The following is an 18,209-nucleotide window of genomic DNA, read 5'->3' on the forward strand; positions in this document are numbered from 1 at the left end:
CAGGTATCTAGTGACACCTCGATGCGGAGCCTCGAGGCTAAGGCTCGCACATCTCCAACACCAACCCACTGCACATCTCCACGATCTGCCTTGTTACTAAGTGGTGTTACACCACTTAGCGGGGTATTACACCAGCTCGGAGGTGGTGTAACACCCCCTCACTGGTGCAATGCTCCCTAACTGGTGCAGACCTGCCCAATACAGCTCGGGTGGCAGTTCGTTGGAGCAGGAGATGCCGTGACCCGGCTTATCCCTACCGGGGCGACGCCTATTGACTCAGCGCGGCAACGCGGGCGTCAGGCCAGCGGCCAGGACGGGGCGTTGCCCGCAGCCTCGCCCGTTCCATCCCCGCCGTGCAGCAGGTCCGCGACCCACGCGCGACCCGCACGGAAGGCCTCGTCCGTCGTGCCAGGGGCAACCGACGCGCGCACGCCATCGACGCGCGGGTAGGAACCCATGAAGCGAACATCCGGCGAGTAACGGTGCAGGCCGACGAGGGCTGCCTGAACGCGCTCCTCGCGGATGTGGCCAACGATGTCGATGCTGAACGTGTAATTGCCGAGGCCGTCGCCGCTCGGGCGAGACTCGATGCGGGACAGGTCGACGCCGCGCGCCGAGAACTGCTCGAGGAGGGTCAGCAGAGCGCCCGACTCGTTGACCGGCAGGGCGACCTGGATGGTCGTCTTATCCGCACCGGTCGGAGGAGGCACCACGCCGGGGCGGGCCACCAGCACGAAGCGGGTGATCGCGCCCGGGTTGTCGGCGACGTCGGTGAACAGGGCCTCCAGGCCGTAGGTGTTGACCGAGACCGCGTTGCACAGGGCGGCATCGAAGGACGCGTCTCCGTCCGAGAGGAGCTCGGCGGCGGCGGCCGTCGACGTGGCGGGCACGTGGATCGCGCCGGGGAAGGTCTCCTCGACCCAGCCGCGGCACTGCGCCCACGCGTGCGGGTGGGTGCCGATACGGCGAATATCCTCGGGGCGCGTGCCCGGCAGGACAGCCAGCTGGAAGACAACGTGCACGTGCATCTCGGCGACGATGACGAGGGGGTCGCCGTGCGAGAGCGAATCGAGCGTCGCGTTGACGCCGCCCTCGATGGAGTTTTCGATCGGGACGACGGCACGGTCGGCCTCGCCGCGACGCACGGCCGCGAGCGCCTGCGGGGCGCTCGTCATCGGCATGAGGATCGCGCCGGCGGGAGCGACCTGGTGGACAGCCTGCTCGGTAAACGTGCCGAACGGGCCGAGGAAGGCGATACGAAGCTTGTCACCGAGGGGCGCGGGGCCGGGAATGTTCGTCGTCATGGTGTCAAGGGTAACGAGAGCGAAGGGAGTGGCGCGGCCTCGTTTCGAGGACGGGGCGCATTGTGGCCAATCGCGCGGGTTCCGAGGCCGGGCGAGCGTCAGTCGCGGGAGCCGGTCACGCCGGTCGCGAAGGCCTCGCGTCCGCCGCCCGGCGTCACGTCGCCGCACGCGGTGATCTTCCACAGCTTCGCGGTGCCGCCCGCGTCGACCAGCTCGAAGCCGGTGGACGTGTCCACGTTGTAGAGGCCGGGGTGACGGGAGGATCGCATGAAGTTGTAGTAGGCGCCGTCTTCCTCTTCGTAGAAGTGGGTGATGCCGAGCCTGCGCACGACCTCGCACACCTCGGGATCGGTCGCGATGTCGTGGAAACGCTGGATGAGGATCTTCTGCGAGGCCACATCCTTGTTAGCGGTGTTCAGCTGCGGGAATACCGCCTTACGACCGCCGATCATCTCGGAGTACGCCGCGCCCGCGATCGGGTCGCCCAAAATGAGCGCGTCGGGGGCGGTCGTGTACGGCATGCGGCGCAGCATGGCGAGCTCGCCAATCGTGGCCATACCCGGCTTGCCCAGGCGATTCGGATCGTACACCTGGGCGACCGCCGCGTTTCGCGCGTCGATGGCACCAAAGCTGGACAGGACCAGCACGAGCAGGCCGACAGCGAATTGGATTGGCCAGCGCGGCGCCTCAATGTTGTCGTCGGCTCCGCGTTCGGCGAGGATCCGCTGCAGCGACCTCGTCCAGACGGTGTGAATAAGGCGAACGATGGCGGCGACGCCGACCGCCATGAGGATCGTCAGCGCGATGTCTTCGACGCCCATGATGCGGCGGGCGTCCTTGTACCAGGGGGCCAGCAGGTACGTGCGCAGCGCCGAGTTAGGCGAATACGCCAGGCCGGTGAGAGCCGCGAGGACCGCGTAGGAGGCCAGCGGCCAGCACGGCAGGGGCTGCGCCTCCTCTTCGGACTCCTCGATCTCTTGGGCCGAGGCCAGGGTGCCCTCCTCCGCGTCCACGTCCGCATCATCGGTGAGACCAGCGCGCTCGGCAGCACGCTCGAGGGGGTCCCTGCGACGGAACAGCAAGTAGAGGCGCGCGGTCGCCGCAATGCCGACGATCAGGAGAATGAACTGGACGATCGTCCACTGAATGTTGCCGGATGTGTTCGAGAAGGGCGGGTAGGGCAGGAAGGCGTGCATGAAGGCTTCGCCCCAGTTACTGCCGTCGCGCCGGTAGCTGCCCATGGCCCGGATCTTTGACGACGACAGCGCGAGGAGCGGCGCGGCGATGACGACAAGCGCGAGGGCAGCCCACGCGAGGGCGACGAGCTGGCCTCGTCCACCGCGACCGTAGGCGCGTCGTGCGAGGGACGCGATGGAGGCGAGGAGCGGCGCGATCAGGAACGCGAGGATCGAGAAGGCTGCGCTCGGGTGCGCGCCGACGAGGCCGATGGCACCGATGAGGAGGAACACCGCCTGCGGGATACGGCGCAGGAAAGCACGCATCCCATCACCCGCACGCAGGTCGGCGACCAGCCTGCGCCCCGCGACGATCGCAATGGCCGCCAGGCCCGGCACCAGGGCGGTGCCCGTCGAGTTGGGCCACTGGTTGTACATAGTGAGTGCGTCGGCGGGCATATTGAGCAGCATGCCGCCGATGATGGGTGCCGACATGATCGCGGTGCGCGAGGCGGTCAGGACCGAGACGAGGGCCGCCAGTCCGATGACCCACACGGCCATGAGCGCCAGCGAGGACACGTTCGAGGCCTGGACGACCGAGTCGTAGCGCGCGAACAGCGAGACGAAGGCGTGCCAGCCCGTCGGATAGTAGACGTTGCGGCCGCCGTACAGCTCGTGGAGGCCGCCGAAGGGACTGGCGTTCTTGCCGTACAGGATCGCGTGCACGCCGTTCTGATGGAACGTCGGATCCCACTGCTGGACAGGGTTCGCTGGGGCAGCGCCCATCACGAGGGGCAGCGCCGCGAGGATGAATCCCACGAGGATCGCTCCCCACGTGGCCGCGCGGATCGCGGCCTGGCGTCCGCCGATCGGCTTGCGCACGCCGATCGCCTCGCGCAGGGGAACTCCCCGCAGGGAGAATCCGTCGTTGCTGCGGCGGAAGAAGCTCAGGCTCCACGCGCCGGCGCCTCCCAGGGCGCTCATGCCGAGGATCGGCAGCGCCGTCGAGGGCTCCCACTCGATATCGAGCGCCGGGTAAGCGACCGACAGGATCGTGATCAGGCCAAAGGTGAACGCGGGTGCCGCACCGATCGCGACGAGCGACGAACGACCTCCCGCCCGCAGCCACATGAAGCCCGGCAGTACCAGGGCGACCATCATGGCCAGCAGGGTCGGGAGCAGCATCCACCAGGCCAGCATGGATTACTCCTTGTCGGAAGCGGCGCGGCGCTTGCCCACGATCTCAATGATGACGGGCAGGACCGACGCGAGGATGATGACGCCGAGGATGAGCGTCAGGTTGTCGTGCACGAAGGGCACGTTGCCCAGGAGCGCGCCGACGAGGATGAAGCCCGCGCCCCACACGATGGCACCCAGCGTGTTGAAGGCCAGGAACTTCGGGTAGGGGTAGCGGGCCATGCCCGCTGCGATCGGAATGAAGGTGCGCACGAAGGGGATGAATCGTCCGATGACCAGCGAGCGGCCACCGTAGTTCGTGAAGTAGTGCTCCGCCTTCTCCAGGTGCGCGGTCTTGAGGATGCGAGCGTCGGGCTTGAAGAAGCGACGCCCCCACTTGGCGCCCAGGAAGTAGCCGATCTGCGCTCCGATGAAGGCCGCGACGACGACGAGGAGGATGAGCGTCGGCAGGTGCAGGCCGAGGCGATCATGGAGCAGGCCGGCGGTGAACAGCAGGGATTCACCGGGCAGCACCGGGAACAGGACACCCGACTCGATGAGGACGATGAGCATCGTTCCCCACAGCACCCACGGCCCCATGGCGACGAGCAAAGTCTCGGGATTTTTAAACCACTCGATAACGGTGTGCAGCATCGACGGATCTGATGCGGTCACGAGTGTCGACCAGGTCACGATAGGGCCCTTTTCTGCCGGGAATGTATCACCCTAACCCTACCTTTGTTGACCGCGATTATAGGATAGGCGGCATGAGGAAGCGCAAGGATTCACACGACGGTTCTCCGGTCGGGGACACGAACATCCTCTTCGTCCCCGATTCCTCCGCCGACCCCTCGACATCCGGGGTGGATGCCCTCATGGGGATGATCGACGAGGCCGGGGCACCCCCGCAGGCTCCCCCGCCCCTGGAGGTCCCCTCCTCGGAAGCGCGCACCGAGGTCATGGAGCCCGTCGTCACGCCGGACACGACGACCGCGCCCGTAGCCATGCCGCCCAGCATTCCTCCCAGCCACGCGGACGCCGACCAGAGCGCCCAGGCCTCGTCGTCAAATGACGAGAGTGCAGCGGATCCCCTGCTTCCCCCGCCCGCGCCCACGGCCGATAACGCCGCCGCCATCCCCGAGGAACCCACCGATGAGGCCGAGGCCAGCGCGCCAGAGGCCACCACGGAGACCGAGGCAGAGGCCAGCAGCGGCGACAAGGACGCGGACATTGAATCCGCCGCGCCCCCGGCTACCGACGAAATCGCCGCAAACCTGCCCGTGCGCCGCATGCGCCTGCCCCGCCCCGTCTACATCGCTGACCGCATCCTGCCCGTTCGCCGCCGCCGCGAAGACCTCGTCGACGTCGTCATCTCCCTCATCGCGATTCTCTTTATCTGGACGATCGGAGCGCTGGCCAGCGCGACCACGCGCGGCGTCACCATGGATGTCCTGAGCTTCCAGCTCGTCCGCCAGATCCTCATCCTGCCGGTGAGCATCACCGAGGGCCTCATCATTTTGACCACGCCGATCCTCGTGATCGTCTCGCTCGCGCTGCGCAAACGCCTCCAGGCGATCATCCAGGTCCTCGTGACGAGCCTCGTGGCCGCGGTCGGCGGCTGGATCATCATCCTGCTGACGGGCCTGCTGCCCTCCGAACTGACTGCGCCGTTGAGCGTGGACCGCGCACTTGCCACGCAGGGCTCCCAGACCGGCATCGCAATCGCCATCAACCTGGTCATCGTCACCCTGTGCGCGCTGTTCACCTCCGCCGGCGAGGCCCAGTCGATGAAGGCCATCAAGTGGGGATGGACGGGCCTGTGGATCATTCTCATCCTCGGCGTGCTGCGCTCGTCCATGACCCTGCCCGTCGCTTTCATCTCCGTCTTCTTGGGCCGCGCTTTCGGCTCGGGTTCGCGGTGGATCATGGGCTACGACGACCAGCGGGCGAAGGGCGCCAAACTCGTCGAGGCGCTCCTCAACATCGGGATTACGCCCTCGCGGATCGTGCGCACCGACCTCGACACGACCGACGAGCCCCTGGCTACGTGGGCCGTCGCTGAGAACTCGCGCGGCCGCCTCACCCAGATGCCCGCCGACCTGGGCGACATGGGCGTCACGGTGACGCGCCGCCCGACCCAAGACCATCACCGCCACTACCAGGCGTGGAGCGACACGGGCCTCGCCTACGAGATCATCGCCATGGACCCCGGCCAGGAACTGACCGGCACCCTCCTCGAGATGTGGAACAACCTGCGCCTGCGCGGCATCAGCCGCTGGGTGTCGCCCTCGCTCAAGGCTCAGGCCGAGCGTTCCTCCTTCACGACGCTGCAGGCGCTGCGCGCCGGCGTGTTCACCCAGGAGCCGATCGGCATCGCCTCGGCCTCCGACTCGATCATCCTGGTCATGTCCGCCCTGCCCCCCACGACTCCGCTCACGGAGCTCGGCGAGGACGCATCGGACGAGGTCCTGGACCGCGCGTGGGAGCAGCTGCACTTCGCGCACTCGCGCGGCATCTCGCACCGCGCTCTCACCCCCGAGGCCGTGGTCGTCGACTCGTCCTCGGACGTGTGGCTGCTGGACTGGGATTCCGGCGAGGTCGCGACCACCGAGCTGAACCAGTCCATCGACATCGCGCAGATGCTGGTCCTGACCGCGTTGGCCGTGGGCCCCGAGCGCGCGCTCGAGGCCGGCCGACGCTGCGTCGGTGAGGAGACGCTGATCGCGTGCGCCCCCGTCATCCAGAAGCCTGTCCTTCCTGCGGAGATCAATCAGCGCCTGCGCCGTTCCGACCTGCTGGGCGAGCTGCGTGCCGCCCTCGTGGGAGACTCCGAGGCCGAGACCGCGCCCACCGCTGACCTGCAGCGTTTCCGTCCGCGCACGATCTTCACGATCGCGGTGGCGTTCATCGCCGTCTTCATCGTCGTCGGTTCGCTGAACTTCAACGACATCGTGACCACGGTCAAGAGCGCGAACCTGTGGTGGATGCTCGCTTCCGCCGTGCTCGCCTGCCTCATCTGGGTCGGTTCCGCGGTCCCGCTTGTTGCCCTGTCGCCCGAGAAGCTGAGCCTACGTGAGACGCTCATCGCCCAGGTCGCTGCCTCGATCATTACGATCGTGGCACCCGCCGGCGTAGGACCCGCGGCTCTCAACCTGCGCTACCTGCGCAAGCGCCGCGTCCCGACCGCCATGGCGGTGACGACGGTGACTCTCATGCAGATTTCGCAGGCGCTCATCACGATCGTCCTACTACTCCTCGTCATGGTGATCGCCGGATCGTCACTGTCCGTGTCGGTCCCCTACGGCACCATCCTGGGTGTCGTCGCGGTCGTCATGGTCGCGGTCGGCATCATCGTCGCCGTGCCAAAGGTGCGACGCTGGATCTGGTCGAAGATTCAGCCGACCTGGCAGCAGGTCTACCCGCGCCTCCTGTGGATCATCGGCCAGCCCCGTCGCCTCGCCGCGGTCGTGGGCGGCAACCTGCTGATGAACATCGGCTACGTGGGCTCGTTCTGGACGGCCCTGCTCGCCATGGGCGGTTCGCTCAACTTCTCCACAGTGTCGATCACCTACCTGACGGCGAACGCGGCCGGCTCCTTCATCCCCTCGCCGGGCGGTATCGGTACTGTTGAAACGGCCCTCACCTCGGGCCTGACGGTCGCGGGCATCTCCTCGTCGGTCGCCATCGCGACGGCTCTGCTCTACCGTCTCGTCACCTTCTACGGCCGCATCCCGTTCGGCTGGTTGGCCATGAAGTACATGGAGAAGAAGGACATGATCTAGGTTCCCTCTGAGCGCATCCACATCCGGCTGTCACGCGTCCCGGCGCGAGGCAGCCGGATGTTGCTTTACTGGAGGCTGTTGTTGCCGTCCGGGTATGCCGCCTGGACGCCGCTCACCGCTCGAATGACGTCAATCGACCCGGCGGGCACGCGCAGCGCGTAGCCGCGCAGGGCGTTGCGATACTCGCGTTCCACGGACACGGAGGCGCCCGGGAAAGCGCCGGCCACGGCCTCGTTGATCGAGGCGAGGATGGTTTCTCCGTCGGCGCCTTCCGCGAGCTGGACGATGACGACGACGGAGCTATCGGAGTCCTGGCCGGACTGCGCGCTCGGGCCGCTGCGCCCGTTCTTGGACGTCAGTGCGGTGTCGGGGTTGACCGTCGGCGAGGCCGTGGCACCCGGCGCAGACTGGGCGGAGTCCACGGGAGCGGCGGACTGCGACGCGGGTGTCGGCGACGTCGCGGTAGAACAGCTGGCGACCGCAAGCGCGCACGTGCCCACCCCGGCCAGGAAAACGGCTGGTTTCTTCATGGTTATCTGCTCCTTGCTGTGGGCATGCACCGTCGCGCTGACGCCTCCAACATACCCCAGCGGCCATCGACGTTGCGGCGTTAGTACGTGCATGCAGACACCCATGGGCGCGCATGAGAAGGGGCCCGGGAGCGCTCGCAGTGAGCGTTCCCGGGCCCCGGCCTCGTGAATCATCGAATTACCGATTCAGAAGAGACGCGCATCAGTGCACCCAGACTCCGTTCGCGTCGAACACGTAGGTGCGTCCGTTGATCACGTGAGTGCCGGTGAACATTGCCCCATCGGGTCCCAGGTAGTACCAGGTACCGTCGAGGTTCAACCATCCGGTGTGCATCGCGCCCGAATCCTTCAGGTAGTACCAGGAGCCGCCATCGCGCACCCATCCGGTGGCCATCGCGCCACTACCGGTGAGGTAGTACCAGGAGCCACCGTCGGCGACCCACCCGGTCTTCATGACCTTCGTGGCCGGATCCAGGTAGTACCAGTAAGCACCGCCGAAGCTCTCGTCGAACACCCAGCCGCCAACCAGGGCGCCCTCGGAATTTGCGTACACCCACGCACCGTCATCGCGCCGGAGCCAGCCGGTCATCATGTACCCGTCGGAGTCGAAACGGTAGTCCCTGCCGCCAATCGTGAACCAGCCGTTCTTGAGGTACTCCTTCCCATTCGCGCACTGGTACCACCAGCCAAACAAGTCCTTCGCCCAGTGGCCGCCGTCAGCCGTGATGCACACGCCCGGGTTATCCGACGGCAGGTCAAGGGTCGCGGCCTTGGAGTGGTTGAGGCCGTAATCCCATGCGAGCACGTAGGGGTGGGCGATGACCTCGCCGGAGCCACCCTGATCGGCCCACCCCTGCGAGATGGCCGACATGGGAACCTCGACGTGGTACGTGTAGGTTCCGTCAGCCCCGACCGTTCCTTCGTTGTCCGCGAACACGTGGCGGTAGAACCACAGGCCGTCGGCCGGGTCATGCAGGTCGAACGCGGCCAGCGGGGACGCGTCGGTGACGTCAAAGGACACGACCGTGTCAGGACCCTCCCCGCTGTACGTCACTGCGGAGACGACGGGGGCGGTGGTGTCGAGGCGGAACTCGTATGAGATTGACTGCTCGGTCTGCGAGGGGCCGTCGTTGTGCGCGGACAGCGTCAGCTTGTACACACCGTCGGGAAGATTCTTGTACTCGTCGGCGCTCGAATCAAGAGCCAGCGGCTCATGTCCCCGCTCGACCCACGTCATCCTTCCGGACGAATCCAGCGCGGACTTCCAGTTCTGGTAGCGCATGAAGGACGCGATCGTCTCTCCTGCGGCGTTCGTGTACGCGGCGTTGATCGTGTGGACGCTGCGCAGCGTGCCCGTGCGCGGCTCCAGGACCGTGGGAGCACCCGAGGCGTCCGAGCGAGAGATGACGTTCTTGCTCGAGGTGGGCAGACCGATACGATCAGCATCCTTGACCAGGGGGTTGTATCCCAGCTGCTGGCCCGTGTTGCCGTTGTAGACCCAGGAAGCGAGCGTGTGGGCGCCGTCCTCGGAGGCTAGGGCGTCGAAGATGGGCGCCTTGCCCCAGTTGCCGTAGAAGCCCAGGTAGGGCACGGTCAGGTTGGGCTGGGACGCGGTCTTCGAGGTGAAGCGCACGAAGCCGTCGAGGAAGGTGCCGTTGGGCGTGTTCTGCGCGACGGAGGCATCGAAGTCGGCGCCGGGCTTGACGTCCACACCCACGGTCGCCTCGCCGTTCGCGGGAACGGTGATGATCGCGCCCTCATCGGTGCCGCTCACGGCCGCACCGGAGTAGGCGATATCCACGCCCTTGCCTCGCCAATCGGCGGACTTGCCGGTGAAGAACCCGCCCTCAACGATCTCCGACAGCGCCTGGGAGCTCAGCTCGTAGGAGGCCTCGGTGCCGGACAGGTTGTGCAGTGTGACGTCAAAGTGCCAGCCCGTTGTGCCGTCCCCCAGGTCCGCCTTGGGGCGAGACTGCTCGGGGGCGCCGACCACGGTCGGGTACACGGACGAGGTCGTGGCCGCCAGGACGTTCGTCAGTCCAGAGCCCTGCTTGCGTGGGGAGTACGGGGCGCCAGTGTCCTGGAGGGGGTCGACGACGGGAGACGCCGTGCCCATGATGAGGTTCTGGACGACGTCAATCTTCTCGCGCGCGCTCATCGAGGCGAACAGCGGATCGTTCTGGACGCGCTGCAGGACGACGGCGCTCACGCCCGCCATCTGCGGGGTCGCCATCGATGTGCCGGACATGAACTCGTAGGTGCCACCGGGCACGGCCGAGTAGATGTTGCCTCCGGGGGCGCTGACCTCGGGCTTGAGGCGCAGGTCCGGGGTGACGCCCCACGAGGAGAAGCTCGACATGGAGTACTTCGAACTCGGGGCCACGACCTTGCCGGGGGCGACGCTCAGGTGGTGGTCAGCGGCGGCCAACATGGCCTCGCCGTCGGCCTGCGAGATGAACGCGGCAGGCACGCCGTCCGTCGCCAGGCTCATGACCACGAGCGAGTCACCGGGCACGTTGTTGTACACGATGAAGCCGGCGGGCTTGGAGCCTGCGACATTGTTGAACTTGTCCTGGAAGGTGAGAGTACCGCGCTTGACCAGCACGATCTTGCCCGCGAGGCCCTCGGGGTACTTGGCCTTGAGCGCGGCGCCATCCTCGGGCGAACCGATGCCGCCGTCGACGTACTCGAACGGGCCGCCTGTCAGGTCGGACAGGTCGGGCATCTTCTGGCCGTCGGCGCCGCCGGCGCGCTGGTAGGCGATATCGCGGTCGCCGACGGTGAAGGCGCTGTGCGACAGCGAGTTGTCGACCGAGGCCACGGACACGACGGAGGAGTAGGACGCCGGTTCGCACAGGACGGAGGAGTCGGGGTCCGAGGCGAAGGGCAGGTTCTTGCCGGAGAGGTTGCCGTATCCGGCCGTGTACTCGTTGCCGGCGGCCGCGTTCACGGTGACGCCAGCGTCCTGGAGGCTCTTGAACACGGTCGCGTACATGGAGTCGGCCTCGTTATCCATGCCGCCGGTCTGTCCGAGGGACAGGTTCACGACGTCGGGGCGCAGGACGACCATGTCGTCGAGGGCGGCGAGCAGCGCCGAGTCCGGGATGCCGCCGCTGGTACTCTTGGCGACCTTGGCGACGATGATCTGCGCGTCGGGGGCGATGCCCACGATTTCGCCCGCGTTGCCCGCGGTGATGCCGGCGACGTGCGTGCCGTGCGATCCGGCTTTGCCGGTCGGCGAGGCGTCCGGGTCGTTATCCGCGTAGTCGTAGGCGAAGGGGAACTTTTCCGACACGTAGCTGCCGGTCTTGCCGTCGCCCAGCTGGGGGGTCAGGGACTCAACCTTGTCCTCGGAAAGCCCGGGGGTCCCGTGCAGGGCACCCGCGAACGCTGGGTGGGTCATGTCCACGCCCGTGTCGATGATGGCGACGACCTTGCCATTACCCTTTTGGGTGATCTGGTCGGCGTGCATCATCAGCTGGGCGCTGAGGTTGTCGGGGTTCTGGGTGGAGATGCGCGAGGAGTTCGTCGCGCCCTCTCCGGCGACCTGATCATCGACACCATCGACATGGGTCTCGCGATCGAGGAAGGCGGCCTTGACGCCGCTCACCGCGCGGATCGCGTCGAGGGAGCCGGCGGGGGCGCTGAGCGCGAAGCCCTGCATGGCCTTGTCGTACTCGCGCTCCACCTGGGCGGAAGAGCCGGGGAATGCCGCGGCCACGGCCTCGTTGATCGAGGCGAGGGCTGCCGCGCGGTCGGCGCCGTCGTCGAGCTGGACGACGATCGTGACGAGGGCGGCAGGGTCGACCTCGTCGGTCGTCGGTGCCTGAGCGTCCTGGGTGGTCTCCCCGCTCTTCGAGGTGAGCGCGGTATCGACGTCACCGACGGGCAGGGACGAGGCCGTGGCGCCCGCGTCGGGTCGGGTATCCGCCGGGATTGGCGGGGATGCGAGGGTCGCGGGGCCGGCAACCACCAGAGCGGCGGTGCCAGCCAGCGCGAGGAACGCCGCTGGTTTCTTCGTTGTCATGTGCGTAACTCCAAAATGTGAATGGGGACCTCGAGAGGCACGAAGCGAACGCGCACCTATTGGTCGTTATGTGAGAACAGCGCTGCGACACATCATTGCGCAGCACGTCGGACAGCAGGGCAGTGCGACGACGAACAAGGCCCGGGCCGGGTGAGACGCCCTCCCGGGCCTCGTCGTCGCTGGGCAAGCACTCAGGTCAGCCGACCCACGCGCCGCTGTCGCCAAAGACGTAGGTGCGTCCGTTGATCACGTGCGTGCCCATGAACATCGCACCATCGGGTCCCAGGTAGTACCAGGTGCCCCCGTCCTTCACCCAGCCGGTCGCCATCTTGCCCGAGGCGCTCAGGTAGTACCAGGAGCCGCCGTCGCGCACCCAGCCAATCGCCATCACGCCGTTGCCGTGCAGGTAGTACCACGAGCCGCCGTCGGCGAGCCACCCGGTCTTCATGATCTTGGTGGCCGGATCCAGGTAGTACCAGTAGGGGCCACCGTACACGTCGTCGAGGACCCACCCGCCGACGGGAACGCCATCGGAATCCACGTACATCCACTCACCGCTGGGGCGCTTGACGAAACCGGTCATCATGTAACCGGAGGGGCTGAACTGGTAGTCCCTGCCACCAATCGTGAACCAGCCTCCCGAGAGGTACGCCCTCCCGTCAGCGCACTCGTACCGCCAGGACCTCGGCCCACTGATCCAGTGGCCGCCCACCGGATCCTTGCACGAGGCCGTCTGGTTGCTGGAGTAGAAGGGCAGGTCGAGGGTCACCGGCTCGGAGTGGTTCAGTCCGTAATCCCACGCGAGGACGTAGGGGTAGGCAGGAGGTGCACCGGAGCCACCCTGGTCGCTCCACGCCTGAGAGATCGCCATCAATGGGATCTCGACGTGGTACATGTACCGACCGTCGGGGCCGACGCTGCCCTCACTCTCGGTGAAGACGTGGCGGTAGAACCACAGGCCATCGGCGGGATCGTGTAGGTCGATCGCCGCCAGCGGAGAATCGTCGGTCACATCGAAGGACACAACCATGTCGGGCCCTTCTCCGGCGTACGTCACCTCGGAGATGACGGGCGCGGTGGTGTCGAGGCGGAACTTGTAGGAGATCGACTGCTCGGCGCGCGACGGGCCGTCGTTGGACGCGGCAATCCGCAGCGTGTACGTGCCGTCGGGCAGCTGCGCGAAGGGCTCGGCATTCGCGTCGAAGACCGTGGACTCGTGGTAGGCCTCGACCCAGGTGTTCTCCTCGCTGCTCGTCTGGTAGAGGGACTTCCAGTTCCGATGGTTGGTCACCGAGAAGACCGTCTCCCCTGCCTCGTTCGTGTAGGTACTGGTCAGCGAGTGGACGCTGCGCAGTGTGCCCGTGCGCGGCTCCAGGACCGTGGGGGCACCCGAGGCCTCGGACCGGGAGATCACGTAGCGCTGCGGGTTGGGCTTTCCTGTACGGTCGGCCGCCTTAACGAGAGGGTTGTAGCCGAGGGAGTCGCCGGTCTTGCCGTTGACGATGGCCGAGGCCCGTGTGTGTGCGCCGCCGTCCGAGGCGAGGGCATCGAAGATGGGGGCCTTGCCCCAGTCGCCGTAGAAGCCCAGGTAGGGCACGGCGAGGTCGGGCTGAGACGCGGTCTTCGACGCGAAGCGCACGAAACCGTCGAGGAACGTCCCGTTGGGCGCATTGTCCGCGACGTAGGAGGCGAACTCGCTGCCGGGCGTGATGTCGATACCGACGGTGGCCTCGCCGCTCGCGGGAACGGTGACAGTCGCGCCCTCAGCGGACGCGGATGCGGCACCCGAGTACGTGATCTCCACGCCCTTGCCTCGCCAATCGGAGGAATGCTGCGTGAAGAAGCCGCCGTCGACGATCTCGGAGAGGGCCTGCGAGCTCAGCTCATAGGTGGCCGGAACACCCGACAGGTTGTCCAGCGTGACGTCGAAGTGCCACCCCTTCGTGCCATCCCCCAGGTCCGCCTTGGGCCGGGACTGCTCGGGCGCGCCGACCACGGTCGGGTACACGGACGAGGTCGTGGCAGCCAGGGCATCGACGAGTCCCGCACCCTGCTTACGCGGCGAGTACAGCGCTCCCGTCGTCTGGGCCGCATCCGTCAGCGGACGGGCAGTACCCATGATGAGGTTCTGAACCACATCAGCCTTCTGGCGCGCACTCATCGACGCAAACAGCGGATCAGACTGGACACGCTGGAGGACGATCGTGCTGACGCCCGCCATCTGAGGCGTGGCCATCGACGTGCCGGAGGACTGCTCGTACGCACCGTCCGGGATCGACGAGAAAACCTCGCCACCGGGCGCCGCGATCTCGGGCTTGAGGCGCAGGTCCGGGGACACGCCCCACGCGGAGAATTCTGACGCCTCGTAGACGGTGGACTGCGGCAGGACCTGGCCCTCGGCGATCGAAAGCGTGTGCTCGGGGGCGTCCAGCATGGCCTGGCCGTCGGCCTGGGAGATGAACGCGGCGGGCATGTCCTGCGTCGTCAGATTCATGGCGATGAGGGATCCGACCGACACGTTGTTGTAGACGACGATTCCGGCGGGCTTGAGGTCGTAGAGGTTCTCGACCTTCTTCTGGTAGGTCATGTTGCCGCGGGAGACGAGCGCAATCTTGCCGGCGAGGCCGTCCGGGTACTTCGCCTTGAGCGCGGCGGCGTCCTCCTCGGAGGCGAACCCGGCGTCGACGTACTCGTAGGTGCCGGCGGGCAGGTCGGAGAAGAAGGCGACCTTCTCACCGTTCAGGCCGCGAGCGCGCTGGTATCCGATGTCTTTCCCATTGACGGTGAAGGCGTTGCGAAGCAGGGCGTTTTCGACCGAGGCGACGGCAACCACCGAGGAATACGTGGCCGGCTCGTCCATGACCGAGGAGTCGGGGTCCGAGGCGTAGGGCAGGCCCTTGCCGGAGTTGTTGCCGTACCCGGTGGAGAAGGCGTTGCCCGAGGCCGCGTTGACGGTGATGCCCGCTTCCTGCAGCTTCTTGTACACGGTCGCGTACACCGAGTCGGCCTCGCTATCCATGCCGGCCGTCCAGCCGAGCGACAGGTTGATGACGTCGGGATGCAGGACGAGCATGTCATCGAGGGAGGCGAGCAGCGCCGAGTCCAGCAGCGCGTCGTCCTCGCTGCGCGTCACCTTCGCAACGATCACCTGGGTGTTCGGAGCGGTGCCGACGATCTTATCGGCGTTACCTGCGGCGATGCCGGCGACATGCGTCCCGTGGGAAGCATACGGGGTCTTCGACGGCGACGCGTCGTTGTCGCCGTCCGCGTAGTCGTAGGCGAAGGGGAACTTCTGCGAGACGTAGACGCCAGTCTTGCCCTCACCCAGCTGCGAGGTCATCGCGGCTACCTTCTGCGGGGTGAGCGGGGGCGTTCCCGCGAGCTCACCAGTGAATGCCGGATGCGTCATGTCGACGCCCGTGTCGATGACGGCGATGACCTTTCCTTCGCCCTTCTGGGCGACCTGGTCGATGTGCATCATGAGATGGGCGCTCAGGTTGGCGGGGTCCTGCCCGCCGGTCTGCGAGGACTCGATGCCACCCTCGGCATCGGGCGTGGCCACATCACTGACGCGCCCCTCGCGCTCGAGGAACGCGGCGCGTACGCCCGGAGCACGGCGGATCGCGTCGAGCGCACCGACGGGTGCCTTGAGGGCGAAGCCCGACATGACGTTGTCGTACTCGCGCTCCACCTGGGCCTGCGTTCCCGGGTAGAGGGCGGACACGGCCTCGTTGATCTCACTGATCGCACCCTCGCGGGACGCGCCATCCTCGAGCTGGACAATGACGCTGACGACGCGCGCCGGGTCCACCTCTGCGTCGGTCGAGGAGGGCGCGGACTGTCCGCTCTTCGAGGTCAGCGCCGTGTCGATGTCGCCCACGGGCAGGGAGGTTGCTGCACCATCGTGCGTTCCGGTGGGCCCCGGGGGCATGGGCGAGGCCAGGGCGGCCGGCCCAGTCACCGCGAGCGCGCACGCGCCGACGAAGGCGAGGAGGGCAGCCGGTTTCTTCGTTGACATAAGCTTTCTCCGATATGTTGGGGACGGAGTGCCGGTGGCACCCGGTACGTCGGCGTACCAGCCGTCTCCTCACAACATACCTCATGTGGCCTACCTGACAATCAACATCTTGCTTATCGATACGTTAGCGCAGCTGAAGCGTCTAACACGACCGGGCCCGGGAGCGCAGTGTTGCGTTCCCGGGCCCGGCGTATTGCCTGGTGGTAGGCGGATATCAGATCACGGCATCCACATACCCGAGGCGTCGAAGGTGTACATACGGCCGTTGATCATCTGCGTGCCGGTCACCATTGCTCCCGAGGGAGACAGGTAGTACCAGGCGCCACCCAGGTTGAGCCAGCCGGTGGCCATCGCGCCCGAGCCGTGCAGGTAGTACCAGGTTCCGTCGACCATGACCCAGCCGGTACGCATGGCGCCATCCGAGCCCAGGTAGTACCAGGAGCCGCCGATCATCTGCCAACCGCTGAGCATCGCGCCCGAGCCATGCAGGTAGAACCACGTGCCGCCCAGGTTGATCCAGCCGGTGGCCATCGCACCGGAGCCGTGCAGGTAGTACCAGGTGCCGTCGACCATGACCCAGCCGGTACGCATCAGGCCGTTGTCACCCAGGTAGTACCAGCTACCGCGGACCATCTGCCAGCCGGTGAGCTGAGCACCAGAGGCGTCGTGGTAGTACCAGGCTCCGCCGTCCATGACCCAGCCGGTGCGCATGTAGCCGCGTCCATCGAAGCGGTACGTGCGTCCGTCGACCATCATCGAGGTGTTCGTCGGGTAGGTGCCGTCAGCGTTGCGGTACCACCAGCCGACCGAGTCCATCATCCAGGTGCCCGTCGGGGCGGGAGCGGGTTGCGGATCGGGTGCAGGCTGGGGGTCGGGTGCGGGCTGGGGGTCGGGCTGAGGCTGAGGATCCGGCGCAGGCTGCGGGTTGGGTGCAGGCTGAGGATCCGGCTGAGGCTGGGGATCCGGAGCAGGCTGCGGGTCGGGAGCAGGCTGCGGATCCGGAGCGGGCTGGGGATCCGGCTGGGGCTGCGGATCCGGAGCAGGCTGGGGATCAGGCGCAGGCTGGGGATCCGGAGCAGGCTCGGGCTGCGGAGCAGGCTCAACCCACGGAGCAGGTGCCTTCACGTCCTGCTTCACAGCCTTCACAACGGCGATTGTCGTCGTCGTTGCCGCGGTTCCATCGGGCAGGGTGGCGGTCAGGTTCACCTGATCCCAATCAACAACGTTGCCGCCGGTGATCATCGCACTCTTGCCATCCTCGGCCACCTTCAGGATGACCGCGCCACCGTACTCCAGGCTCCAGGACAGGGTGGCATCCTTAAACTTCTCGGGAAGCAACGGCTTGAGGGTAACAGTCTCACCCTCCTCGATGTCCACGCGGAGGTGATTGAGCACAATCTCGTCCTTGCCCAGCTCGCTGACGCAGACCTGGACACTGGCCATCACTGGGTCGAAGACCTTCGGATCCATGTAGTCGGCGACAGCCCTAACATCCGAGCAGCCTTCCTTCTGGGCAGTCACGAGGCCTGACTTCTCATCGACATTGAGGACGTCAATGTCGTCGCCGGACCAATTGACCTTCGTCATGTTGGCATTTTCCGGCATGTGCGTGACGCCAATGTTCGTCTGCTGGCCAACGTACAGATCGAGTTTTCCTGACTCGATACCAAAGTCGAGAGAAGTCATCGCGACCGGTTCGATGGCGACATCGGCACGCTTGGACGGCATGCCGTCGCTGCCCCATGCGACGAGCTTGACGGTCGCGGGCAGGGCATCGGTGTGGCCGGCCTTGGCCCAGGCGGCCTGGATATCGGAGAACTTGATGGTGAACGTGTAGTGATGCTTCCCGTCAGCGGTGACGTTGCCGGGGAAGTCGACGACGCGGCGATAGAAGATCGCGTCGGAGACCGGATCGCGCAAGTCGATGCTGGACAGGCCGGGATTGTCGACGACGGAGAAGGTGACCTGACCGCCAATACCTTCACTGGTGGTGGCGAGGTCGGAGATCATCGGACCATCCGCGTCGGGCGCGGGGGTTGCTGCCAGGGCGGGAGCGCCGAAGGCGACGCCGGACGCTGCCATCGCGCCGGTCGCCAGGGCCGCTATCCACGCCCTGTGAAATATGTATGACATGCTCACTCCAATGTTGATTCAGGCGAGCTATACCGCGCGGTTAGGTTATCTGCTCGCAATTCGC

8 protein-coding genes are annotated in these 18,209 nt (G+C 66.6%); 1 reads left to right on the forward strand and 7 read right to left on the reverse strand.

Going from position 1 to position 18,209, the window contains the following annotated elements:
• Positions 1 to 296 precede the first annotated feature (296 nt).
• From pheA to FBF35_RS10115, 3 genes are all read right to left on the reverse strand, one after another.
• Positions 297 to 1,304 (reverse strand): prephenate dehydratase, encoded by a 1,008-nt coding sequence (gene pheA, locus FBF35_RS10105; RefSeq protein ID WP_048670780.1) that lies wholly within the window; start codon positions 1,302 to 1,304, stop codon positions 297 to 299.
• Positions 1,305 to 1,402: 98 nt separating this feature from the next.
• The gene (locus FBF35_RS10110; protein ID WP_060565982.1) at positions 1,403 to 3,679 is read right to left on the reverse strand and encodes a DUF6541 family protein; all 2,277 of its coding nucleotides are present in this window, start codon (positions 3,677 to 3,679) and stop codon (positions 1,403 to 1,405) included.
• Between the two features lie 3 nt (positions 3,680 to 3,682).
• Positions 3,683 to 4,309, reverse strand: a complete 627-nt coding sequence (locus tag FBF35_RS10115) for a DedA family protein (protein WP_051453529.1) — start codon at positions 4,307 to 4,309, stop codon at positions 3,683 to 3,685.
• 113 nt (positions 4,310 to 4,422) lie between these two features.
• On the opposite strand from FBF35_RS10115, the gene FBF35_RS10120 reads away from it, so the two are divergent.
• Positions 4,423 to 7,437, forward strand: coding sequence for a lysylphosphatidylglycerol synthase transmembrane domain-containing protein (locus FBF35_RS10120; RefSeq protein WP_060565983.1), 3,015 nt, complete (start codon positions 4,423 to 4,425; stop codon positions 7,435 to 7,437).
• 65 nt (positions 7,438 to 7,502) lie between these two features.
• Here FBF35_RS10120 and FBF35_RS10125 read toward each other — a convergent pair whose 3' ends face one another.
• The 4 genes from FBF35_RS10125 to FBF35_RS10680 all read right to left on the reverse strand — a co-directional run bounded on the left by FBF35_RS10125 (position 7,503) and on the right by FBF35_RS10680 (position 18,145).
• On the reverse strand, positions 7,503 to 7,967 hold the full coding sequence (locus tag FBF35_RS10125) for a hypothetical protein (RefSeq protein ID WP_060565985.1): 465 nt from the start codon (positions 7,965 to 7,967) through the stop codon (positions 7,503 to 7,505).
• A gap of 202 nt (positions 7,968 to 8,169) precedes the next feature.
• Complete coding sequence (locus FBF35_RS10130; RefSeq protein WP_060565987.1) at positions 8,170 to 11,994, reverse strand: S8 family serine peptidase; 3,825 nt, start codon at positions 11,992 to 11,994, stop codon at positions 8,170 to 8,172.
• Between the two features lie 196 nt (positions 11,995 to 12,190).
• Complete coding sequence (locus FBF35_RS10135) at positions 12,191 to 16,012, reverse strand: S8 family serine peptidase (protein WP_138134134.1); 3,822 nt, start codon at positions 16,010 to 16,012, stop codon at positions 12,191 to 12,193.
• Positions 16,013 to 16,231: 219 nt separating this feature from the next.
• The gene (locus tag FBF35_RS10680; RefSeq protein ID WP_157843478.1) at positions 16,232 to 18,145 is read right to left on the reverse strand and encodes a hypothetical protein; all 1,914 of its coding nucleotides are present in this window, start codon (positions 18,143 to 18,145) and stop codon (positions 16,232 to 16,234) included.
• Positions 18,146 to 18,209 lie beyond the last annotated feature (64 nt).

The sequence above is a fragment of the Schaalia odontolytica genome (genome assembly GCF_005696695.1).
In the GTDB taxonomy this organism is placed as follows: Bacteria; Actinomycetota; Actinomycetes; order Actinomycetales; family Actinomycetaceae; genus Pauljensenia; species Pauljensenia odontolytica_C.

Coding starts and splice junctions, on each gene's coding strand:
- FBF35_RS10125 (WP_060565985.1), bottom strand. CDS start 7,967: ATGAAGAAACCAGCCGTTTTCCTGGCCGGGGTGGGCACGTGCGCGCTT.
- FBF35_RS10135 (WP_138134134.1), bottom strand. CDS start 16,012: ATGTCAACGAAGAAACCGGCTGCCCTCCTCGCCTTCGTCGGCGCGTGC.
- FBF35_RS10680 (WP_157843478.1), bottom strand. CDS start 18,145: ATGTCATACATATTTCACAGGGCGTGGATAGCGGCCCTGGCGACCGGC.
- FBF35_RS10130 (WP_060565987.1), bottom strand. CDS start 11,994: ATGACAACGAAGAAACCAGCGGCGTTCCTCGCGCTGGCTGGCACCGCC.
- pheA (WP_048670780.1), bottom strand. CDS start 1,304: ATGACGACGAACATTCCCGGCCCCGCGCCCCTCGGTGACAAGCTTCGT.
- FBF35_RS10115 (WP_051453529.1), bottom strand. CDS start 4,309: ATGCTGCACACCGTTATCGAGTGGTTTAAAAATCCCGAGACTTTGCTC.
- FBF35_RS10110 (WP_060565982.1), bottom strand. CDS start 3,679: ATGCTGGCCTGGTGGATGCTGCTCCCGACCCTGCTGGCCATGATGGTC.
- FBF35_RS10120 (WP_060565983.1), top strand. CDS start 4,423: ATGAGGAAGCGCAAGGATTCACACGACGGTTCTCCGGTCGGGGACACG.